This is a genomic window from Pseudomonas sp. FSL R10-1350, from assembly GCF_009600525.1.
In the GTDB taxonomy this organism is placed as follows: domain Bacteria; phylum Pseudomonadota; class Gammaproteobacteria; order Pseudomonadales; family Pseudomonadaceae; genus Aquipseudomonas; species Aquipseudomonas helleri.
The window spans coordinates 15,016-37,195 of record NZ_WIVR01000054.1; the positions used below are offsets into that span (position 1 = coordinate 15,016).

Annotated in this window: 19 protein-coding genes and 1 pseudogene; 9 read left to right on the plus strand and 11 right to left on the minus strand. The window is 56.5% G+C overall.

Annotated elements, in window-relative coordinates; translation table 11 throughout:
* Window positions 1-819: an energy transducer TonB gene (locus GHO25_RS19785; RefSeq protein ID WP_153391912.1), complete on the minus strand. Its 819-nt coding sequence runs from the start codon at window positions 817-819 to the stop codon at window positions 1-3.
* A 567-nt stretch (window positions 820-1,386) separates the two neighbouring features.
* Here GHO25_RS19785 and GHO25_RS19790 point away from each other — a divergent pair.
* Both GHO25_RS19790 and GHO25_RS19795 read left to right on the plus strand, forming a co-directional pair.
* The gene (locus GHO25_RS19790; RefSeq protein ID WP_227024850.1) at window positions 1,387-3,435 is read left to right on the plus strand and encodes a TonB-dependent receptor domain-containing protein; all 2,049 of its coding nucleotides are present in this window, start codon (window positions 1,387-1,389) and stop codon (window positions 3,433-3,435) included.
* A gap of 261 nt (window positions 3,436-3,696) precedes the next feature.
* A complete protein-coding gene (locus GHO25_RS19795) occupies window positions 3,697-4,617 on the plus strand; it encodes a LysR family transcriptional regulator (RefSeq protein ID WP_153391914.1) in 921 nt (306 codons plus the stop codon).
* A gap of 336 nt (window positions 4,618-4,953) precedes the next feature.
* Here the strand turns inward: GHO25_RS19795 and GHO25_RS19800 are convergent, their stop codons facing one another.
* The 3 genes from GHO25_RS19800 to GHO25_RS19810 all read right to left on the minus strand — a co-directional run bounded on the left by GHO25_RS19800 (window position 4,954) and on the right by GHO25_RS19810 (window position 7,578).
* On the minus strand, window positions 4,954-5,382 hold the full coding sequence (locus GHO25_RS19800) for a hypothetical protein (protein WP_048368937.1): 429 nt from the start codon (window positions 5,380-5,382) through the stop codon (window positions 4,954-4,956).
* A gap of 148 nt (window positions 5,383-5,530) precedes the next feature.
* On the minus strand, window positions 5,531-6,841 hold the full coding sequence (locus GHO25_RS19805) for a HAMP domain-containing sensor histidine kinase (protein ID WP_082148662.1): 1,311 nt from the start codon (window positions 6,839-6,841) through the stop codon (window positions 5,531-5,533).
* The gene (locus GHO25_RS19810) at window positions 6,838-7,578 is read right to left on the minus strand and encodes a response regulator (RefSeq protein ID WP_048369095.1); all 741 of its coding nucleotides are present in this window, start codon (window positions 7,576-7,578) and stop codon (window positions 6,838-6,840) included. The genes GHO25_RS19805 and GHO25_RS19810 overlap by 4 nt, the downstream gene beginning before the upstream one ends.
* A 305-nt stretch (window positions 7,579-7,883) precedes the next feature.
* Between GHO25_RS19810 and GHO25_RS19815 the strand changes: the two genes are divergently transcribed.
* The 3 genes and pseudogenes from GHO25_RS19815 (at window position 7,884) to GHO25_RS19825 (ending at window position 9,500) form a co-directional block, all read left to right on the plus strand.
* Complete coding sequence (locus GHO25_RS19815; protein WP_048368939.1) at window positions 7,884-8,147, plus strand: DUF2790 domain-containing protein; 264 nt, start codon at window positions 7,884-7,886, stop codon at window positions 8,145-8,147.
* A gap of 111 nt (window positions 8,148-8,258) precedes the next feature.
* Window positions 8,259-8,696 (plus strand): annotated as a pseudogene (locus tag GHO25_RS19820) (thioredoxin family protein); the annotation flags it as partial.
* A gap of 165 nt (window positions 8,697-8,861) precedes the next feature.
* The gene (locus GHO25_RS19825; RefSeq protein ID WP_256677257.1) at window positions 8,862-9,500 is read left to right on the plus strand and encodes a glycoside hydrolase family 19 protein; all 639 of its coding nucleotides are present in this window, start codon (window positions 8,862-8,864) and stop codon (window positions 9,498-9,500) included.
* A gap of 152 nt (window positions 9,501-9,652) precedes the next feature.
* Here the strand turns inward: GHO25_RS19825 and ppnN are convergent, their stop codons facing one another.
* The 3 genes from ppnN to csrA all read right to left on the minus strand — a co-directional run bounded on the left by ppnN (window position 9,653) and on the right by csrA (window position 12,435).
* Complete coding sequence (gene ppnN / locus GHO25_RS19830) at window positions 9,653-11,026, minus strand: nucleotide 5'-monophosphate nucleosidase PpnN (RefSeq protein WP_153391918.1); 1,374 nt, start codon at window positions 11,024-11,026, stop codon at window positions 9,653-9,655.
* A 396-nt stretch (window positions 11,027-11,422) separates the two neighbouring features.
* Window positions 11,423-11,959: a DUF1269 domain-containing protein gene (locus GHO25_RS19835; protein WP_153391920.1), complete on the minus strand. Its 537-nt coding sequence runs from the start codon at window positions 11,957-11,959 to the stop codon at window positions 11,423-11,425.
* Window positions 11,960-12,240: 281 nt separating this feature from the next.
* Entirely contained in the window at window positions 12,241-12,435 is a 195-nt protein-coding gene (gene csrA, locus GHO25_RS19840; RefSeq protein ID WP_048368943.1) for a carbon storage regulator CsrA, read from the minus strand.
* A 252-nt stretch (window positions 12,436-12,687) separates the two neighbouring features.
* Here csrA and GHO25_RS19845 point away from each other — a divergent pair, with 252 nt between their 5' ends.
* Window positions 12,688-13,044, plus strand: a complete 357-nt coding sequence (locus GHO25_RS19845; RefSeq protein WP_048368944.1) for a hypothetical protein — start codon at window positions 12,688-12,690, stop codon at window positions 13,042-13,044.
* Window positions 13,045-13,235: 191 nt separating this feature from the next.
* On the opposite strand, the gene GHO25_RS19850 is transcribed toward GHO25_RS19845, so the two are convergent.
* Window positions 13,236-13,520 carry a helix-turn-helix transcriptional regulator gene (locus GHO25_RS19850; RefSeq protein WP_048368945.1) on the minus strand — a complete coding sequence of 95 codons (285 nt, stop codon included), beginning with the start codon at window positions 13,518-13,520 and terminating at the stop codon, window positions 13,236-13,238.
* 308 nt (window positions 13,521-13,828) lie between these two features.
* Here GHO25_RS19850 and GHO25_RS19855 point away from each other — a divergent pair, with 308 nt between their 5' ends.
* Window positions 13,829-14,449, plus strand: coding sequence for a TetR/AcrR family transcriptional regulator (locus GHO25_RS19855; RefSeq protein ID WP_048368946.1), 621 nt, complete (start codon window positions 13,829-13,831; stop codon window positions 14,447-14,449).
* Window positions 14,450-14,542: 93 nt separating this feature from the next.
* Here GHO25_RS19855 and preA read toward each other — a convergent pair whose 3' ends face one another.
* Genes preA through hydA form a run of 3 tightly spaced genes read right to left on the minus strand, consistent with a single transcriptional unit; the run spans window position 14,543 to window position 18,682 of the window.
* Window positions 14,543-15,817 (minus strand): NAD-dependent dihydropyrimidine dehydrogenase subunit PreA, encoded by a 1,275-nt coding sequence (gene preA / locus GHO25_RS19860; RefSeq protein ID WP_153391922.1) that lies wholly within the window; start codon window positions 15,815-15,817, stop codon window positions 14,543-14,545.
* Window positions 15,818-17,185: an NAD(P)-dependent oxidoreductase gene (locus tag GHO25_RS19865; protein ID WP_178110158.1), complete on the minus strand. Its 1,368-nt coding sequence runs from the start codon at window positions 17,183-17,185 to the stop codon at window positions 15,818-15,820.
* A gap of 57 nt (window positions 17,186-17,242) precedes the next feature.
* The gene (hydA, locus tag GHO25_RS19870; RefSeq protein WP_153391924.1) at window positions 17,243-18,682 is read right to left on the minus strand and encodes a dihydropyrimidinase; all 1,440 of its coding nucleotides are present in this window, start codon (window positions 18,680-18,682) and stop codon (window positions 17,243-17,245) included.
* A 592-nt stretch (window positions 18,683-19,274) separates the two neighbouring features.
* Between hydA and GHO25_RS19875 the strand changes: the two genes are divergently transcribed.
* A complete protein-coding gene (locus tag GHO25_RS19875) occupies window positions 19,275-20,762 on the plus strand; it encodes an NCS1 family nucleobase:cation symporter-1 (RefSeq protein WP_153327464.1) in 1,488 nt (495 codons plus the stop codon).
* 30 nt (window positions 20,763-20,792) lie between these two features.
* Window positions 20,793-22,067, plus strand: a complete 1,275-nt coding sequence (locus GHO25_RS19880) for a Zn-dependent hydrolase (protein ID WP_153327452.1) — start codon at window positions 20,793-20,795, stop codon at window positions 22,065-22,067.
* Window positions 22,068-22,180 lie beyond the last annotated feature (113 nt).

Here is a 22,180-nt window from a genome sequence, read left to right on the forward strand (position 1 = left end):
TTATTTGATTTTGAAATCAATCGGCACGCTGACCCAGCCGTCAATCGGGTCATTGCCTTGTTTGGCCGGGACAAAACTCCAGCGCTTCACCGCATCCTTGGCTGCGTTGTCGAGTTGGTCGCGACCGCTGCTTTTCTGGATCTGGATTTCGCCAGGCTTACCGCTGGCCAACACGTGGACCCGCAGCAGCACAGTGCCTTCCCAGCCACGGCGCATGGCCAGTGACGGGTATTCCGGCGCCGGGTTGTGCAAATAGCCGGCATTGGCAGAAGCCGGGGTTATTGGCGCGGGGGCTGGCGGCGCGGGTGGAGCAGGGGGTGCAACCGGTTGCGGCGGCGCTGGCGGTTGTTCAACAGGCTTGGCCACGGGTTTAGGCACAGGCTTGACCACCGGCTTGGGTTTTGGGATCGGCTTGGGTTTTGGGATCGGCTTGGGCGGTGGCGGTTTTACGGCCAGTTCGTCTTCTACAGGCGGAGGTGGCTCGACCACGGGCTGAACAACCGGCTCGGGCGGAGGCGGTTCCACCACAGGCGGTGCCGGTTGAGAAAACTCGATGGTCATAGGCGGCACTTCCGGCGGCACGATCGGCAATACCGGCGTCGGGTTCTGACTGATCCAGTAAATCACCGCACCGTGCAGTGCCAGTGCGAAAACCCCCAGCAGCACTGCTTCACGGCGGCTCAGGATGCGCTTGGGCGTACTCTGCAGGCGCGACAATGACAGTGGGCCGCGAAACGTGCGCCCAAGATCAAGCAGTTCGCCGCCGGGGCCCTGGCGCCAGAGCACATCCAGCGCGCTGGCAGTTTGGACATTGGCCATTAATAACTCCTGGCTTTTAGCAAAACGAAGTCGTATTCGCGATCAATACACTCCACTGAATGCACTTAGTTGCCGAAGCAAACAGGCATGCGGAAAGTAATAGCAAGAGCCATACCAACTAGTAAAAGCGCCGTAAATCGGGAGTGTTTTGTTAATTGTCAGACACAACAGTGTGGTTAATTCAGCGCATTGTTCATGCACTGTTGCTGGAGCAACACGTGTTGAACAGTAGACAGGCTAAAACCCTCTGGCGCGGGCATCACGGCAGAGAAGGCACGTGATGCAAATGCATATGCACTGATCAAATTGTTATAAGAAAATTTCAAAACAGGTCGACTGTTGAAATGCAAACAGCCCCTTTACAAACTGTTTGGTTGACACCTGAAAGTTGCTCTTTAATTGCCGGAAATCGCTGTTTTTGGGCTGGCACGAACTCTGCAAAAGTCCGTGTGAGAGCGAGACTATACGAATAGATGCTCCACTCACTAACAGGCAGGAGCATTAATAATGAACAGTGCGTCAGAAAGGCGAGTATTACGACGTAGTGCACTGGCGACAGCTTCCAGCATGGGAATTCTCCTGATGCTGGTTCAGGCCACAGCGGTGGCTGCCGAGGACAAAGATCCTACGTTAGCCACGGTGGTGGTGACCGGCGCCGAGGCCAGCGAGGCGCAGAAAGCGCAAAAAGAACTGAAGAAAGTGGCGGGCAACACCGCCGTGGTGGACAACCGGGACATCGAGCGCGGTCGCGCAGCCAATGCCGAAGACGTTCTGGCCTTGCAACCCGGTGTGTTCGCCCAGGCCACCAGTGGGTCTAGCGCCAACAAAATTTCCATTCGTGGCTCGGGGCTCAATACCTTCTATCAAGGCTATGTGCTGGGCATCAAATTCCTCTTTGACGGCCTGCCGCTGACCGGGCCGGGCGGTACTCAGGAAGACATGCTGGACATGCAAGCGGTGGACCACACTGACGTGCTGTACGGCGCTAACGCTTACCTTTACTCCGCCTTGTCGCTGGGCGGTGCCATCAACTTTGTGAGTAAAACCGGGCGCACTGATCCAGGCAATTACGCGCGTTTTGAGGCGGGCAGTTACGGCTATCAAAAGGAGCAATTAAGCACCGGTGGGGTCGTGGGTGATGCTGATTACTACGTCAGTGTTCTGCACAACCAGCGCGATGGTTATCAGGACGACACGTCCAACAAAGGCCAAGGCCTGGTCGCCAATTTTGGCTACGTGTTCAACCCAAAGCTGGAAACGCGATTCTTTGTGCGTTATCGCGAAGAGACCCTGACCCAGGGCAACACGCTGACCAAGTATCAGCTCAAGCATGACCCGACCAGCAACGCCGTGCCGATTGGTCGCAAGAAAGACGGCTCGACCCTGTTGGGCAGCAAGACCACCTACACCTTTGACGATAACGCCAAGCTGGAAGTGGGCCTGGGCTACAACGACTATCCGCTGTTGAACGGCTGGCGCTACAGCCCGTCCCCCCAAGACTGGCGCTCCAAAGATATCAACCTGACCCTGCGCTATCTGCGCACGGGCGACACGTTCCTGGGCTTGCCCAGCGACAGTAGCGTGACGTTCAGCAATACCCAGTCTTACCTGGCGGACGTGAAGTCCCACAGTCGGGTTACCGGTGCAACGCTACAGAAAACCGATTACACCGGCTCTCGCGATACGGTGTTCTCGTTGGGGAACGAGTTGCAGTTGGGCGACAAAACCTGGCTGTCCAGCGGGCTCTCGCTGATCAATATCAAACGCAAGGCCGACATTAAATACACCACCGGCGTTAATACCAGTGCCTTCCCCAACGGCGTTGAATACACCGAAACCGATCTGGCCCCGCGTCTAGGCTTGCGCTATCAACTGACACCGGAATTCGAGCTGTTCGGCAACGTCAGCCGTTCGGTCGATCCCCCCGTTACCTGGCAACTGGGTAGCACCGGGACCCCCTACATTCGCGATGTCCGCCCGCAAAAGGCCAACACCGTGGAGTTCGGGATTCGCGGCGGTCATGGCATCTTTGACGGCAGCCTGACCGTGTACCGTTCATGGGTGCAAAAGGAATTGCTCTCGGTGGTCGTGCGTCAGGCCACGGCGACTCAGGACCAATTGGTGGCCACCTCCAACGGCAGCCCGACCATTCACCAGGGGATAGAGGCGGGGCTCAACGCATTGCTCTGGGAAGGCAAAAATGGCGACACGGTGTCGTTGCGTCAGGCTTACACCCTGAACGACTTTTACTACCGCCACGACTCAACGTTTGGCGACAACCAGTTGCCGGGGCTGCCGCGTCAGGTTTACCAGGCCGAGCTGCAATATCGGCAAGCGGGTGGTTTCTACGCACAACTCAATGCGCGTGCGGCTTCCAGTTATTACGTCGACTTTGCCAACACCCTGAGTGCGCCGTCCTACACCCTCTGGGGAGCTAAAGTCGGTTACGAAGCCCCGAGCAAAAAATGGGAAGTGTTTGTGGATGCCCGCAACCTGACCAACCAGCGCTACGCTACGGCGACCAACACCGCGTATGACGCCAAGGGTCAGGACTCGGCCAACTTCTATCCGGGCGACCCGTTCAACGTCACTACCGGCGTTTCGTTCCACTTCTGACAGGTGAAGATCAAAGAATCGCGAGACAAGCTCGCTCCTACAGTTTTTTCGCACGATTCAAATTCCCTGTAGCCGCTGACGAGGTACGAGGCTGCGATGCGGGCCGCAGGACCGCCGTCCGGGATCGCTGCCACCCATCGCAGCCTCATTCTTCGGCAGCGACTACAGGGCATTTGGCAGGCTTTGGCATTGTGCAAATACCGCTCTCCAAGCCAAAGGTTTAGAGTGGTGCCCAGGTTTGGATCGGGCGAGCACGGCGTTATGAATATTCGATTTCTGCAGACCTTCGTTTGGGTCGCACGGCTTGGCAGTTTTCGCCTGACCGCAGAGAAGCTTTCAACCACCCAGGCGGCGGTTTCCAGTCGCATTTCAGTGCTTGAAAACGAGCTTGGGGTGCAGTTGTTTCAGCGTGATTCGCGTGGAGTGAGCCTCACGCGCGAAGGTCAGAAGGTGTTGGGCTATGCCGAACAGATGCTCGCGACCCAGCAGCGTTTGTTGCAATCGCTCGGCCAGACAGACAGCTTCGCCGGGCGCTTGCGCATCGGGGTCATGGACACGGTGATCCACAGTTGGCTCAGCGATCTGATCAGTACCATAAGCCGCGATTACCCTCAGGTTGAAGTCGAGTTGACGGCGGATACGGCGCTGAATCTCAACGAGCAACTGCTCAAGGGGTATCTGGACCTTATTTTTCAAACTGATCTGGTGCGTGCCGACGGGGTGCGCAATGTACAACTGGCCAGCTACCCGCTGAGCTGGGTCGTGTCCAAGGGCAGCCCGCTTGATCGCCGCTATGCAAGCCTTGCAGACCTCTGTCAGGAACGCTTGCTGACCTTTTCGCGGTTATCGCGGCCACATCAAGACATGCTTAATTTCCTGCACCAGCAAGGCATTGCGACGCCCAGGGTCAGTTGCATCAACTCAGTGGCGGCGATCATCAAACTGGTGGCTGACGGCTTTGGCATAGGCGCGCTGCCACCGGTACTGGTCAGCCGTGAACTGCACAGCCAAGCCTTGGTTGCGTTGCCCATGGAGGCTCCACCAGGGTTTGCGGTGTTTGCCTGTTGGCGCGTCGGAGCAGGGCTGGAATTGAACGAAGCTGTGGTCAATTTGTGTCAGCGTGTGGTCGCGGATTATCAGCGCAGCGTGTCGCACGACCATTTTGTATTGCCTGGCAACTGATACGTATTTTTTCGCCATATCTGCGTCTGTTATGAGTGCAGATCAAAGCGCACAATTCCCATCAACCTCTCGAGACAGGCAAGAGCGTGAGAGCCAAGCAATACTCACCTTTTTGCCGCCCGATGTGCTGCACCTGTTTTATTACGTAGGTTTGACGGGGAAATGTGATGGGTAAGATGGCGTGGTTTTTAGGCGGTTTTTTAATACTGACCATCGGTATCGGTATTTTGGCGACCATTCCGCCGGGTTGATCAGATGTTTCCACTCAGATGCGGGCATACCTGTGTTGCCCGCTCTGCCAATCACACTTCGACGACGCCCGCAGGTTGAATGCGTTTATTCGATCGTAAAATCGACCGCGTAGTTATAGGGGTAGACGTCTGAGTGCTGTCTTAACCGGGAATTGCAATCTCCTGGGCCGATGACGCTATGAGTCCAGAAGTAATTAACTCTTGGTGACTGATGAAGATACGACTTTTCATAGGCGTATAAGAAGCTGGTTTCAAACTGCAGTATTTCTTTGCCAATGCTGTAGGCGAACCGGGCTTCAAAAATGGGCTTCTTAACACCGTATTCAATCAATATGTCGCCCTTGAAGTGGGGGGCTGCATGAAACTGGAAAACATTCCTGCTGTGGGCGGAAAACTCAGGAGGGAAGCCTCCCTCTCTGCCGCTGTGGGTACCTTCTATTCTTTTTAGTTCATGCGCTGTGTTGTTAATTACGCGCAGGTTAACTATCAGTGTGTCGCTGAATTTGCTATTCATTTTTGAGATCCTTCTCATTGGGTGAATAGCTGAAGATTAGAGCCTTAACTGAGGTGTTGTCGGTGTCATCGTCTTTTCATTGATGCCGTTAGTTCGTTTTTTAACGTAAGAATCATCTTGGTTGTTTCTCAGGCAGATACAGCTTTTTCTAGTATGAGCTTTTAGGCAGCAAGAGTTCTGCGCACAGTCCGCCCCCTTCGCGGTTACTCAGGCCAAGCGAGCCCCCTAAGGCAATTGCCAGTTGCTGGGCTATCGCCAGCCCGAGCCCGGTGCCGCCCGTGTCGCGATTGCGTGAGCTCTCAACCCGGTAGAACGGCTTCAACACTTCGCGCAGTTCTTCAGCTGAAATACCCGGCCCGCGATCAAGCACTTTGATTGATACGTTGCCGTTGGCTTCAGCGCTGACGACCAACTCGGCCGCTCCAGAAAACTTCAAGGCATTGTCCAGCAAGTTGATCAGTACCCGGCGCAGGGCGTGGGGGCGGGTTTCGATGGGGGAGCCATAGCTGCCACTGCTGTTAACCGCCTTGCCCACGTCTTGATAGTCGAACACGATGCTGTCGACAAAGGCATCCAGGTCGAGTTTGCAGTTGGCCTCGGTTGAGCCGTGCACGCTGCGGGCGTAGGCCACACCCTCGCGGACCAGATGTTCCATTTCCCCCAGATCACTCAGCAGTTTGTCGCGCTCGATCGAGTCGTCCATAAACTCGGCGCGCAGTTTCATGCGAGTAATGGGGGTCTGCAAATCGTGGGAAATGGCCGCGAGAATCTGCATGCGCTCTTTGAGATAGTCTGCGATGCGCTGCTGCATGGCATTAAAGGCCACGGCGGCATGGGCGACCTCGGTCGGGCCGCTTTCGTCCAGATGCTGGATGCGGGCATTCGGGTCCAGGCTTTCTACCGCCCGCGACAGCCGGCTGAGCGGGCGTATCGCCAGCCTCACCGCCATCCAGGTGCAGCCCAGCAGCAGCGCCAGTTGCAGCACCAAAACTACCGGTAGCCACAGGGCCACGGGAATGTCGGCCGGGCGCACGTCAATGGTCACGGGGTTGCCGTCAGCCAGTTGCAAAAACACCTGATAGTGCGGGCGCACGCCGGGGATGTCGGCAAAGGTCAGGGCGTAATGTTGGCCCAGCGTGTCTTTGATCGAGGAGGCCGACATGGGCGGGTCTGCAGTGTCCATGGGCACACCGCTGTCACCTTTGGTCAGCAGGTACTGGTAATGCTCCCGATTCAGGCGCGATAGCCAGGCCTGACGCTCTTCGGCGGGCAGGCGGTCCAGGATGGCAACGGACGTTGAAATGTCGTTTTCCATGTTGTTGAGCATGGTCGAACGGGCGCTCAAATAGCGCTCATAGAACTGCACGCTGAACGACAGACCATTAGCCAGCAGCAGACTTACCAGAAAGATCAGCGACAATTGCGACGCCAGGGTTTTGGGCCAGCGCAGCCATTTCATAGTGATGCACCGAGAATTTTCACGGGGAGTGAGAACACATAGCCTTCGCTGCGCACGGTTTTGATACAGGCCGGTTCGCGGGCATCATCGAGCAAGCGTTGACGCAAACGACTGACCAGCAGGTCGATGGATCGATCAAACAAGTCGGCATCACGGCCCTGTGTCAGGTTGAGCAATTGATCGCGGCTGAGGACCCGCTGAGGATGGTCAAGAAACACCCGCAGCAGGCGGTATTCGGCGCCACTGAGGGCGACCATGGTGTCGTCCTCATCCAGTAAATGGCGGGCGCTGGTGTCCAGCCGCCAACGACCAAAAGCCAACAAGCTGCCACTGTCGGTGACCTGCAAGTTGGGTGGCAACATGCGCGTACGCCTCAAAACGGCGTTGATCCGAGCAAGCAGTTCACGGGCCGCGAAGGGTTTGACCAGGTAGTCGTCAGCGCCCATTTCGAGGCCGATAATGCGGTCGGTTTCGTCACTGCGCGCCGTCAGCATTAATACCGGCGTGGCCTTGTGCTTGCCGGCGCGCAGTTCGCGGCACAACAACAAGCCATCATCACCGGGCATCATGATGTCCAGCACAATCAAGTCGACAGGTGTGCTTTCCAGAAAGCTGCGCATTTGCCTGCCGTCGGCAACCACGGTGGTGCGCAGACCATTCTTTTTCAGGTAATTGCCCACCAGTTCGCGAATCTCACGATCATCGTCAACGATCAGGATGTGATCGACATGCTCCATGGCTTTAATCTCTCGCGGGTGGTTGGTGAGGCGCATCATAGCCAGAGACCGCGCTCTTGCCTGCAGGCCTTTGTATTTCAGTGTATCTGAGGTTTTACAGATACATCCTGAGGCAAAAATCTTCAGGCCGCTCACACCCGGCCTTGGCCTGGAATGTATCGCTGTGTATCTGCACGCCCTCCAGATACGCAAAGAGTCATCGAGGCCGATTCTCGACACATTCGCGATACCTCACGGGCTTTGAATAGGACCCATCGAGATACCAAGCCTCGATGACTCTTAACCAAGACTGTGAGGAACTGATCATGAACATTAAAGCTACCTGTGCTGCCGGTGTGTTTGCCGCGTTAAGCCTGTTTGCCCTGGGTGCCCAGGCTCAAGAAATGCCCGTTGCGCAAAACTACACCTACGGCACGCATCTGGATGTGAAGAAGGTGCTGGCCATCACTGAAGACCCAGGTTACGACTGCCAGGTGGTCAAATCGCACATGACCTACCTTGACTCCAAGGGGCAAACCCAGCAACTCAACTACCTGAAAGTTTCGCAAAACTGCAACGAGGGCGGCTAGTCCATGGCTGGCAAGTTTGCAGGTGTTGGCCGGGCTGCGCGCTGGCTGGCGTTGTTGAGTGCGATGGCCGCGAGTGGAGGTGCGTTCGCGGCCCAAGAAGACGGTGTGCCGATGCCGGCGTTGTCCGGCGCCGTTGAATGGCTTAACTCACCGCCGCTGACACGCGAGTCGTTGCGCGGCAAAGTGGTGCTGGTGGATTTCTGGACCTATGGTTGTATTAACTGTCAGCGCAGTCTGCCTTATGTCAACGCATGGGCAAAAAAGTACGCCAAAGAAGGGCTGGTGGTGATTGGCGTGCATACGCCTGAGTATGAAGAAGAGCGAGTGGTCGAAAACGTACGCCAGCAGGTGGAGAAGTTGGGTATTGAATACCCGGTTGCAATCGACAATAACAGCGTAATCTGGCGCGCCTTTGATAACCAGTATTGGCCTGCCCACTATTTTGTTGATGCTAAAGGCCAAGTGCGGGCCACGCATTTTGGCGAAGGTATGTATCAACAGCAGGAACAATTTATTCAGCGTTTACTTGCCGAGAGTCATGAGCAGTGATGGGGCATCTGAGTGCTGGGTTTGAACGGCATATGTCAGTTTATTCTGTGATGTAGGTGGGTAAGTTCGACTTGAGTGATAAATGGCGGTTTTATTACGCGCAAAGTGCTTCACTTTTTATTTATCAATAATTAAGAGTGAAGTGTGATGTTGAACCGAGAAATAATGTTGAAGTTATTCCCCAAGAGTGCACGGCACGTTGATAGCTATTTACCGCTGATGCATGGCGTAATTGAACGATGCCAGATTAATACCCCGCAGCGGATAGCCGCTTTTCTATCCCAAGTGGGGCACGAAAGTGCCGGTTTCACGGTGCTTGTCGAGAACCTAAATTACAGCGCAGATGGTTTGGCCATGACCTGGGGCACGCGTTTTGCCTTGAAGGACTCTGCGGGTAAATACGTGATGGTCAAGGACGGTAGCCGCTTGCGGCGTATGCCCAATAGCGATGCGCAATTGTTGCATCGCAAGCCTGAGGCTATTGCCAATCGGGTTTACAGTGATCGCTTGGGCAATGCCTCCGAGACGTCGGGGGAGGGCTGGCTCTATCGCGGTCGGGGTTTGATTCAAGTCACCGGCAAGAGCAACTATCGCGCCTGTAGCCTTGCGCTGTTTGCAGATGAGCGCTTGCTCGCGACGCCCCACTTGCTGGAAGACTGGCAATGGGCAATGGGCAATGGGCAATGGGCAATGGGCAATGGGCGGTGGCGAGTGCGGGTTGGTATTGGCAGGCACGCGGTATTAATAAGTGGGCTGATGGCGATGATTTTGCATCGGTCACCAAGGCGGTCAATGGTGGTCTGAATGGGCATGCCGAGCGCTTGGCGGTTTACCGCGAGGCGCTGCATTTGTTGGCGGTGCACCCGTGATGCAGCACTTGCTGCTCGACGGACTCAAGGGTCTGTTGAGTTTTCACAGCTGACGCCATGAAACCTCAACAGGCCAAGGGTGGCGCCTTAACTGACGACGCGATAGCAGGGCACGTAAGCAGCGCCGCCTGGCAGCTTCATGCGGTGTTGTTTAACGAAGGCATGCAGCAGTTTGTCCAGCGGCTTCATGATCGCAGCGTCACCGTGAATCTCGTACGGGCCGTGCTTTTCGATCAGGTGAATGCCTTTTTCTTTGACGTTGCCGGCCACGATTCCGGAGAAAGCCTGGCGCAGATTGATGGCCAGCTCATGGGGTGGCAGGCCGCTGCGCAATTGCAGGTTGGCCATTTTGGCATGGGTCGGGTCGAATGGGCGCTGGAACCCTTCATCGATTTTCAGCAACCAGTTGAAGTGAAATGCATCATTGCGCTCGCGGCGGAACTGCTTCACCTCTTTAAGCCCCGCGGTCATTTGGCGGGCCACTTCAGGCGGGTTGTCGATGATGATCTGGTAGTGGTTTTGTGCCGCCTCGCCCAGGGTAGCGCCGACAAATTCGTGCAACTGTTGCAGGTAAGGTTCGGCTTCTTTGGGGCCGGTCAGAATGACCGGGAAGGGCACGTCCTTGTTGTCCGGGTGCATCAGAATCCCTAGCAGGTACAAAAACTCTTCAGCCGTGCCCGCACCGCCGGGGAAGATGATGATGCCGTGCCCTACACGCACAAACGCTTCGAGGCGTTTTTCGATGTCGGGCAGAATCACCAGTTCGTTAACGATTGGGTTAGGGGCTTCGGCGGCGATGATGCCTGGCTCTGTCAGGCCCAGGTAACGCCCCCCCACCAGGCGTTGCTTGGCGTGTGAAATGGTGGCGCCCTTCATCGGGCCTTTCATCACGCCGGGGCCACAGCCGGTGCAGATGTCCAGACTGCGCAAGCCCAGTTCATGGCCGACTTTTTTGGTGTATTTGTACTCTTCGGTGTTGATCGAGTGGCCACCCCAGCACACCACGATCTTGGGGTCTACGCCTGGGCGCAGGGTGCGGGCGTTGCGCAGAAAATGGAAGACGTAGTCGGTGATGCCGGCAGAAGAACTCAGGTCAACGCGTGTACTTTCAAGACCGCTTTCGGTGTAGACAATGTCGCGCAGGGCACTGAACAGCATCTCTCGGGTACTGGCGATCATTTCGCCGTCGACAAAGGCATCGGCCGGTGCATTCAGCAGTTCAAGGCGAACACCACGGTCTTGCTGGTGAATCCGGACTTCGAAATCCTTATAGGCTTCAAGAATGGTTTTGGCGTTGTCGACGTGAGCACCGGTGTTGAGGATAGCCAGTACGCATTGGCGGAACAGTGTGTAACTGCTGCCTGAGCCGACTTCGCTCAGTTGTTGCACTTCACGTTGCGAGAGCGTCTCCAGGCTGCCTTTCGGGCTGACCGAAGCATTGATGACTTGTCTTTGAACCATTGTGGGCTTCCTGTGAGCGGGATCAAAAATGGCGTGGCGCAGCTTTATGAGTTCATATCAGCACTTCGCATTGGCCGAGCGAGAGGTCCCAACTCTTACGTCTTTGGATTCATTCGATTAAAGCATAGTGCCTCTGTGCAGGCATGTCGCAGAGCGATCCACCTTACGCGGGTCGCGTTGGCTACAGTAACACCGCGCACGCAGAAGACCAGCTATCGATCGGCTAACTTTAGCCCGGGTCTCTGAGCAATTGCGGTGTCTGCAAGGGGGCGGTCAACGGTCGGGCCAGGGCACGGTTTTAAGCGGGGATTTACAGGCATGGATGCGCAGATCCAGGGTTTCGACTGCCCGGCATGGGCAGTCGAATCGTCAATACGGTGGTGCCGTTTTTAACGGTCAAGCAGCCGGTTGGGCCTGCACATGATGGGACAGGGCTTCCTGAAGTTTTTTCTCTTGCTCAGGGGACAGCGAAGTGCGCAGAACCTTGCCCTCGAAGCCTGCTGTTTGCAGTTCTTCCAGCACTCTCTCCGGTTGGTATTTGCGCAACAGCACAAACAGCGCCGAAGAGTTGTTCGGAATGGTTTCGCCCAGATTCTTGATGAACTTGTCGTCGATCCCGTAATCGCTCAAGGAGCCAGACAGTGCACCGGCGCCAGCGCCCAAGGCGCCACCAATGGCAAAACCGGCCAGCGGGTTGAGGAACAGCAGGCCAACCAGTGCGCCCCAAAGCCCGCCAGTGACCAGGCCCGAGGTGGCGCCAATAGCGGTCAGGTTGACGCTTTGTTTGACGTGGAGCTTGCCTTCACCGTTACGCGTAACAATGACCGAGTCTTCGAGCTCAACCAGATATTCTTTGCTCAACGACACCAGCTCGGTGAGCGCGCGGTCGGCGGTTTGGGTGTCTGAAAATCCCACTACGATTAGATCGGACATGTCTTTCATTCCTTGACAATACAGGTCCAGCCCAGAGGGGCTGATATTAAAAGGAGTCGCTCAGTCGCCATGATGCATAGGCATCGTGGCCGCAGTGATTCAGAGAATTTGAGTCTTCTGCGAGGATAGAGCGTGGTCGCAAACCTGGATATGTCAAGTCAGCAGCGCATCACTGCCAGCAATCACGGTGCATGATTGCGGAAAAAACGGGGATGGTTTCAATCGTGGAGGGCTGGCTAGGCAGCCCTGACACTCACTCCAAGGGCTGATACCTCGGAGGATTAAGACTGGTTGCCTTTGTCCGATGCATTCAGACCTGCCTGGATGCGTTGATAGATTTCTTCGCGGTGTACTGCGACGTCTTTCGGCGCGTTGATGCCGATTCTGACCTGCTGCCCGCTGACTCCTAAAATAGTGATCGTAATATCGTCACCGATGTTTATGCTTTCACCAACTTTACGGGTGAGTATCAGCATTTTTTTCTCCTTGATGGCTTTGTAAGGCACGTCTCTGAGACGGTGCGGCTTCGGTCATGGCTACAGAATACTGCTAAGTGCATATAAATGCGCCGCTCATTACAGACGTCATAGCCAGAGGTAAAATTCCCCGAACGAGGGAAGCTCATGCCTATGAAGCTTAAATAGGGGCGGATTTGATTTGTTCAAGGAGAGCAAAGGCCACTGCCCCAGTGATAAAATCGACCCACTCATACAGATAGGGGAAACGCAGTGCGTAAAGTCATCGTGATGACAGCAATATTGGCCTTGACGGCTTGCGGTCAGGAGTCTAACGATAAAATCGAGCAGGCTAAAGCGGCTTCTCACTCTACGGTGGTCCAGGTGCCTGTTGCTCACTGGGCGCTGGAGCTCACTGAAGGGCAGAGAGCGACGATTACGGATACCACTGGCAGGCTGCTGGATAATGGCTTTGTTCCCTACATTCTCGAAAAAGACGGTGTGCAACATTTCTTGATCGGCCCTTATGCGACCGAGGCTCAAGCCCGGGAAGTGCAAGAACAGATCAAGCTCAAACCCAAGCTCGAAGGCATTGAAACCGACGTGATAGAGCTGCCGCCTTCGCCTTGATCGACTACCTGTCAGCCATGGTTCAAGCGTAGTGCCCAACGGGCACTACGCGAATGTCGCCACCTGTTTTTTTTAAGCGTGCCCGGCGCTACCGGTCCAGGCGAGAGCAGGATTACAGCAATACGATGCCCTGATTACACGCACATTAAGCGCGTGTCGCCGGCAATCTGGACATGCAAGTTGTTCAGCGTTTAGAAAGGTGTGACAAGCCCCAGGGCCGTTGCTTTGATCAACGCAGCGCTACGGCTCGAAACGCCGAACTTAAGACGAATATTGCCGAAATGAAAGTTGACCCCCGACTCCGTGCATTTGAGGATCAGCGCAATCTCCCAGGAGGTTTTGCCCTGAGCCCCCCACGCGAGCACTTCCTTTTCTTTGGGGGTGAGTTTGATAGCGCTCAGAGCGTTTTCTTTGGTCTGGGCGTCGGGCTGGAGGTATGTTGATTGTCCACTGGTCGCTGATTGAGGCTGATGCATGGCAAGACGCTCCCATAGATCAAAAAACGTAAGTGGGTTGTAGGAAGTTCCTCTCTTATCGAGAGGAAAATCCCGTAGGACTTTTCCTTGCTGTGGGCTTATTTATAAACCGTTCTGCGGTGTTTGGAACCTGTCAAAAATAACAGTCTGAACACATTTCAGAGGGTGGACCGACAGGCGAGCTTGCGCGTTGCTGTGTGCTCTGACTGACCCCTTAATCCAGGCTCAGCCCTTGCGTGCAGCGGGCAGATGGCGCAAGTTTTATCTGGACACATATCGACGAATCGTGACGACAAGGGCCGCACGCAATGAGCAATCACAAGATCGAAATTCGTCGCAGCAATGTCGAAAAAATCCTTCTCGGAGCCGAAAAGGTCTTTGCCGAAAAAGGCTTTGCGGGCACCGCCATGGCGGATATTGCCGCTGAAGTTGAGCTGCCTCGTTCCAACTTGCACTACTACTTCAGCACCAAAACCGAGCTGTATAACGCGGTTTTGCTGGGTTTGCTGGAAGTGTGGAAACAAGATGCGCTGTGTTTTGAAACCTATGATGACCCGCGCCTGGTCCTCAGCAGTTACATTCGCGCCAAGATGACCCACTCACGTACGCGCCCCTACGGCTCGAAAGTCTGGGCAGACGAAATCATCCATGGCGCGCCCACGTTGGGGCTCACGCTGGATGCGAGTCTCTATGATTGGGCAAAAATGAAAGAAGCCAAAATCCGCCAGTGGGTGGCAGACAAACGGATATTGCCGGTAGAGCCGTCCAGCGTGTTGTTCATGATCTGGGCTTCAACCCAGCATTACGCAGACTTCGATCACCAGGTGAACATCATCAACGAGCATCAGCCCTTGAGTGACATCCAGTTCGAACGCGCCATACACAGTGTCACCAGCATCATCCTGCGCGGTATCGGGCTGGAGCCGTGAAGGATTCTTCCCCCGACCGTAGTCGCTGAGGAGCGGAGCGAGGCTGCGATCAAGAGCAAACGATCGCGAGCAAGCCCGCTCCCACAAGGGGGTTCAAGTAGCCACGTGGTACGGATTACGCGGGTCGTGGTTCCAGTCCAAGAACGGCTTACCGGTGTTTTGCGGCACCATCTCGATACAGTCGTCTACCGGGCAGGTGATCTGGCACAGGTTGCACCCCACGCATTCATCATCAATCACTTCATAACGATGCGTACCGTCGGCCAGTTTCTGGCTGGAAATGGCTTGGTGCGAGGTGTCTTCGCAGGCGATGTGGCAACGACCACAGCCTATGCATGCCTCTTGATCGATCTTGGCGATGACTTGGTAATTTATATCCAGATATTTCCAATCGGTGGTATTGCCCACGGCTCGACCCGAAAAGTCCTCCAGGCTCGAATAACCTTGGCTGTCCATCCAGCGCGACAAACCGTCTTTCATTTCGTCAACAATCCGAAACCCGTGGAGCATGGCAGCGGTGCACACTTGCACGGCGCCACAGCCCAGGGCGATAAATTCCGCTGCATCGCGCCAACTGCCAATGCCGCCAATCCCGCAGATCGGCAAGCCTTGGGTCTGAGGGTCGCGGGCAATTTCGGCCACCATGTTCAGTGCGATCGGCTTGACCGCCGAGCCGCAGTAACCTCCGTGAGTGCTCTGGCTGCCCACCACAGGCAGGGCGACCATGCGATCCAGGTCGACACTGGTGATCGAGTTGATGGTGTTGATCAACGACACCGCATCGGCACCGCCGCGATGGGCGGCCCGGGCGCTGAGGCGGATATCGGTGATGTTGGGCGTCAGTTTGACGATCACCGGCAGCGAGCAGTACGTCTTGCACCAGCGCGTGACCATCTCCACATACTCGGGCACCTGGCCAACGGCCGCGCCCATGCCGCGTTCCGGCATGCCGTGGGGGCATCCAAAGTTCAGCTCGATACCATCGGCGCCCGTGGCTTCAACCAGCGGCAGGATGTACTTCCAGGCTTGCTCCTCACACGGCACCATCAGCGACACAATCAGTGCGCGGTCCGGCCAGTCCTTTTTGACCTGAGTGATTTCACGCAGGTTGATTTCCAGCGAGCGGTCGGTAATCAACTCGATATTGTTGATGCCCATGACTTCACGGTTAGGCCCGAAATGCGCCGAGTAGCGTGAAGAGACGTTGACCGCTGCCGGGTCTTCGCCCAGGGTTTTCCAGACCACGCCGCCCCAGCCTGCCTCATAGGCGCGGACCACGTTATAGGCTTTGTCGGTCGGCGGCGCAGAGGCCAGCCAGAAGGGATTGGGGGCTTTGATACCGGCGAAGTTAATCGAAAGATCGGCCATTTACGCAGCCTCCTGAGTGAGCATGAGTTGGGCATGAATGGCTTGCGCGGCCAGCTTGCCGTGTTGCACCGCTTGCACGGTCAGGTCCTGGCCCAGCGAGGTGCAATCGCCACCGGCATACACGCCGGGGATGCTGGTGCGCAGGTGCTCATCCACGGTAATCCGGTCGCCTGTGCGCTGGAGTGAATGCGCCAGCGGGTCACTCAGGGTGGCTTCGTCAAAGGTTTGGCCGATGGCCTTGAACACCGCATCGGCGGCCAGCTCAAAGGTTTCGCCGGTTTTCTCCAGGCGCCCGTCTGCAAGGCGGGTGCGGGCAAAGCGCATGCCGCGAACCTGGCCTTGATCGTCGAGCAACACCTCATCGGGTTGGGCCCAGGTCATCAGGCGCACCTGATTGGCTTTGGCGATGTCCTGCTCATGGCCGGTTGCGCCCATGTCTTCTTGACCACGGCGATACACCAGGTTCACCTCGCGGGCGCCCAGACGAGCCATTTGCACGGCCATGTCGATGGCGGTATTGCCCGCGCCGAGCACGATGCAACGTTCGGCCAGTGGCAGTTGGGTCAGGTCGTCGCTTTGACGCAGCTCGCGAATGTAGTCAGTGGCAGCCAATACACCGGGCGCCTCTTCATTGGCCAGACCGAGCTGCCGACTGGCGGCCAGGCCGATGGCCAGAAAGACCGAATCAAATTGCTGGTGCAAGTCGCTCAGGCTCAGGTTGTCGCCCAAACGCTGGCCGTGGCGAACTTCGATGCCACCAATTTGCAAGACAAAATCCACTTCACGTTGAGCGAAATCGTCCACCAGCTTGTATTTGGCGATGCCGTATTCATTGAGACCGCCGGATTTCTCCCGGGCTTCGAAAATCACCACCTCGTGCCCGTGCAGGGCCAGCCGATGGGCGCAGGCCAACCCGGCCGGGCCCGCGCCGACCACGGCAATGCGCTTGCCGGTTGAGGCGGCGCGGGTGAACGGGTACTCGTTGAATTGCGCATTATCAATCGCATAGCGCTGCAACAAGCCGATCAATACCGGCGCACATTCCTGCGCGTTATTGCGCACACACGCTTGCTGGCACAGCACTTCGGTGGGGCATACGCGGGCGCAACTGCCGCCGAGAATGTTGGCCGAAAGGATTTTCTGCGCAGCGCCTTGAACGTTTTCCTGCTGGATATTGCGAATAAAAGACGGAATGTCGATGTCGCTGGGGCACGCATTTACACACGGTGCGTCGTAGCAATACAGGCAACGCGAGCTTTCCAGTTCAGCCTGACGGGCGCTGAGCGGTGGCGCCAGATCAGTGAAGTGACTGGCCAGCACCAGCGCATTTTCATGGGGGTGCGGTAGATGATTCAGGGACTTGATCACAGGAATTGCCTCACGGTTGTGGGAAGCGTCTGCCTCTGACGGGCAGTGGTGGTGTACTCAGCGCTTAACAGCAACGGGCTGGTGATGCTCGGCGCGCTTTTTCAACAGGTCGAACACGGCGGGGTAGGCCGGGCGTTCGATATAACGCCCGGCGCCGCGTTCGGCCCGCAAATCGCCATCGGCCCAGACCACCCGGCCTTGGCTGATGGTGTGACTGGGCACCCCGCGCACGGTCTTGCCTTCGAATATGTTGAAGTCGACCTGCTGGTGGTGGGTTTTAGCGGAAATGGTGCGTGTGCCCTGCGGGTCCCACAGTACCAGATCGGCATCGGCGCCGACGCGGATTGCACCTTTGCGCGGGTACAGGTTGAAAATTTTCGCGGTGTTGGTCGAGGTCAGCGCCACGAACTCCTGCATCGACAAGCGCCCGGTGTTTACGCCTTCATCCCACAGCACGGCCATGCGGTCTTCGATACCCGCCGTGCCGTTAGGAATTTTGCTGAAGTCGTCACGCCCGGCGGCCTTTTGCTCAGCGCAGAAACAGCAATGGTCAGTGGCGGTGGTGTGCAAATTGCCGGATTGCAGGCCGTGCCACAGCGCTTGTTGGTGGCCCTGTGGGCGGAAGGGCGGGCTCATCACATAGCCGGCGGCGGTTTGCCAGTCGGGGTTTTGATACACGCTGTCATCGAGCAGCAAATGCCCGGCCAGCACTTCGCCGTACACCGGCTGGCCCTGGCTGCGGGCATAAGTGATTTCGTCCAGCGCTTCACGGGTCGAGACGTGCACCAGGTACAACGGCGTGCCAATGGTTTGCGCGATGCGAATGGCCCGGCTGGCGGCTTCGCCCTCAACTTGCGAAGGCCGCGACAGCGGGTGGGCTTCCGGGCCGGTGATGCCCTGTGCCAGCAGCTTGCGTTGCAAGTGATACACCAGCTCGCCGTTTTCCGCGTGCACGGTGGGCACCGCGCCCAGTTCCAGGCAGCGTTCAAAGCTTGCGACCAAAGTGTCATCGGCGGCCATGATCGCGTTTTTGTAGGCCATGAAATGTTTGAAACTGTTGATGCCGTGGTGGCTCACCAGCTCGGCCATTTCTTCGCGGACCTGTTCGCTCCACCACGTGATGGCAACATGGAAACCGTAGTCCGACGCAGACTTCTCAGCCCAGCCGCGCCACTGATGAAAAGCCTCCAGCAACGACTGCTGAGGGTTGGGAATGACAAAGTCAATAATCGACGTTGTCCCGCCTGCCAGACCTGCTGCCGTACCACTGAAAAAGTCTTCACTGGCAACAGTGCCCATAAACGGTAATTGCATATGCGTGTGGGGATCGATACCGCCGGGCAATAAATATTGGCCACTGCCATCCAGCACTTCACAACTGGGCGGAACTTCAAGATCAGTGCCAATTGCGCGGATTAGACCGTCTGAGCAATAAACATCAGCACGGTAACTTTCATCATGGGTCACAAGCGTAGCGCCACGGATTAACAGCGACATACCAAGTTCCTCGCAGGCAGACCGGCTGGGGCCGGTTCTAATGTTGTTATTACGACCGTAGTACAGGTTTTTATTCCTGTCACTGGTGACAGGAATAAAATCTAGTGGGTTGTTAAGGAATGAGCAAATATTATTTTCAAGTAGGTATATGTTACTTAACTTAATGATTTATATAGATTTAATCTTAAAATCACCAAATTGGTGCAGGCTTTCACCATTTCGGCGCACTTGACAGGAATTAAATATGGGTGAAGTTTCTTATGCTAAATCAGGCGCTTGAAGTCTTAGGAGAACAGCCAGAGCCAAACAAAAATAAATAAGCGTGCACCGATATGTTTCGTTTAGTTCTATCCGGCAATGCAAACTATTCTTGATAAGGGTTTATCGGCGTGTTGTGTGCGGTTTAAAAGTGCTTATAAACCAGCGAGTTGTAAGGTGTGAACACAACTGTCCGTGAACACAATAATTAACACGGCACAGTTTTTGATTGTCGCTGCCATTGCCTCACCGTCAAGGTTCGCAGGTGATTGCACAGAGAATCGCTCTGCGTCCGTGCGCAGGGTTAATCACCATAAAAAGAGAGTGAATGAGCATGCAACCGAGCAGATCCCAAGTCACCGAACGCAATGGTTTGTACGAATTGGAAGCCGGGCCTGAAGTTCTCGATAGCCCCCGGTACAACCACGACATAGCTCCCACCCGCGTGCATGAACGCACCTGGAACAAATGGCACATCACCGCGCTGTGGGTGGGCATGTCGATTTGTGTGCCGACTTACACCCTGGGCGGCGTATTGACTGCTTACTTCGGGCTGTCCGTCGGTGAGGCGCTGCTGGCGATCTTGCTGGCCAATATCGTGGTGCTGATTCCGTTGACGCTCAACGCCTTCGCAGGCACCAAATACGGGATTCCCTTTCCGGTGCTGTTGCGTTCCTCGTTCGGCATCCTCGGCTCCAACGTCCCGTGCCTGATCCGGGCACTGGTGGCCTGTGGCTGGTTCGGGATCCAGACCCTGTTCGGCGGCCTGGCTATTCACCTGTTTCTGGGGTCGGTGTTTGAGGGCTGGAAAAGCCTGGGGGGCATCGGTGAAGTCATCGGTTTCATGCTGTTCTGGGCGCTCAACCTGTGGGTAGTACTGCGCGGCGCCGAATCGATCAAATGGCTCGAAACCCTCTCTGCGCCGCTGTTGGTGCTGGTAGGGCTGGGCTTGCTGGTGTGGGCCTTGCCGAATGTGTCGATGACCGAACTGCTGGCCCAACCGCCGAAACGCCCTGAAGGGGCCAGCGTGTATGGCTACTTCTTTGCCGGGTTGACGGCGATGGTGGGTTTTTGGGCCACTTTGTCCCTGAATATTCCCGACTTCAGCCGCTACGCCAAAAGCCAGAAAGACCAGATCCTGGGGCAGATATTTGGCCTGCCATTGACCATGTTCCTGTTCGCTGCCCTGGGCGTGATCATGACCGCCGCCTCGCAAAAACTGGTGGGCGTGACCGTCTCTGACCCCGTCAGCCTGATCGGCCATATCCAGAGCCCTGGCTGGGTCGCGCTGGCCATGGCGTTGATCATCATCGCCACCTTGTCGACCAACACCGCCGCCAACATCGTTTCCCCAACCAATGACTTCCAGAACATTGCGCCCAAGCTGATCAACCGCACCACGGCGGTGATCTTGACCGGGCTGGTGGGGTTGCTGCTGATGGCCCATGAGTTGCTGAAAAAACTCGGTTTGCTAGTCTCGGATGTCAGCCTCGAAACCGTGTATTCCAACTGGTTGCTGGGTTACTCCAGCCTGCTGGGGCCGATTGCCGGGATCATGGTGGTCGACTATTTCATTATCCGTCAGCAAAAACTCGATCTCGCCGGACTCTACCGCGACGGTGTGTACCCGGCCTGGAACTGGAACGGTTTTATCGCCTTCGGCGTGCCGGTGGTCTTGACCTTGATGTCGTTGGGCAGCAGCGCTTTCAGCTGGTTTTATGACTACGGCTGGTTCACCGGGTCGCTGCTCGGTGCCGCAATTTACTACGGCTTGTGCCGCCTGAGCAGCCCGCAAACAGCGGCTGCCAAAAGCACGCTCTGACCCAATAAAAACTGCCTGAGGAATAACAATATGAACGCAGCACATCCCCTTCAGCAGCAAGCCACCCAGTCGATCAACGGTGAACGCCTGTGGGCGTCACTGATGGAACTGGCCAAACTGGGCGCCACGGTCAAAGGCGGCGTGTGCCGCCTGGCCCTGACCGACCTCGATCGTCAGGCACGGGACATTTTTGTGCGCTGGTGCGAAGACGCCGGTTGCACCGTCAGCGTCGATGCCGTGGGCAATATCTTTGCCCGCCGACCGGGGCTTAACCCCGACCTGCCGCCAGTGATGACCGGCAGCCACATCGACACCCAACCTACGGGCGGCAAGTTTGATGGCTGTTTCGGTGTGCTGGCCGGGGTCGAAGTGCTGCGTACCCTCAATGATCTGAACATCCAGACCCAAGCGCCGATTGAAGTGGTGGTGTGGACCAACGAAGAAGGCTCGCGCTTTGCCCCGTGCATGATGGGCTCGGGGGTGTTTGCCGAAAAATTCACCCTGGAAGAAACTCTCGCCAAAACCGATGCCCAAGGCGTGACCGTTGGCGAAGCGCTCAACGCCATTGGCTATGCAGGTAGTCGCAAGGTCAGCGGGCATCCGGTGGGTGCTTATTTTGAAGCGCACATCGAGCAGGGACCGATTCTGGAAGACGAACGCAAAACCATTGGTGTGGTGCTCGGGGCGCTGGGGCAAAAATGGTTCGATCTCAATCTGCGCGGCGTCGAAGCCCATGCCGGGCCAACCCCCATGCACCTGCGCAAAGACGCGCTGGTCGGCGCGGCGGCCGTGGTCGCCGCGGTCAACAAAGCCGCCCTGGGCCATCAGCCCCATGCCTGCGGCACCGTGGGCTGCCTGCAAGCGTACCCTGGCTCACGCAACGTCATCCCCGGTGAAGTGCGCATGACCCTGGACTTTCGTCACCTGCAGCCGGAACGGCTGGACTCGATGATCAGCGAAGTGCGCGAAGTGATTGAGGCAACCTGTGCCAAACATGGTTTGAGTTTTGAACTCACCCCGACGGCTGATTTCCCGCCGCTGTACTTCAACCCTGACTGCGTCAACGCGGTGCGCAATGCGGCGAGTGAGCTTGGCTTAAGCCACATGGACATCGTCAGCGGGGCAGGGCACGACGCGATCTTCCTCGCCGAACTGGGCCCGGCGGGCATGATCTTCGTGCCCTGTGAAGGCGGCATCAGCCACAACGAAATCGAAAACGCCGACCCCAAAGACCTGGCGGCGGGTTGCGCGGTGCTGCTCAAAGCCATGCTGGCAGCCTCCGAAACCGTAGCTGCCCAGCACTAATTGCTCTGTAGGAGCGAGCTTGCCTCGCGATCTTTTAAAGATCAAAAGATCGCGAGGCAAGCTCGCTCCTATGTATGGACTCGCCCCCCACTGTCAACCCGCTTTTGCCCACT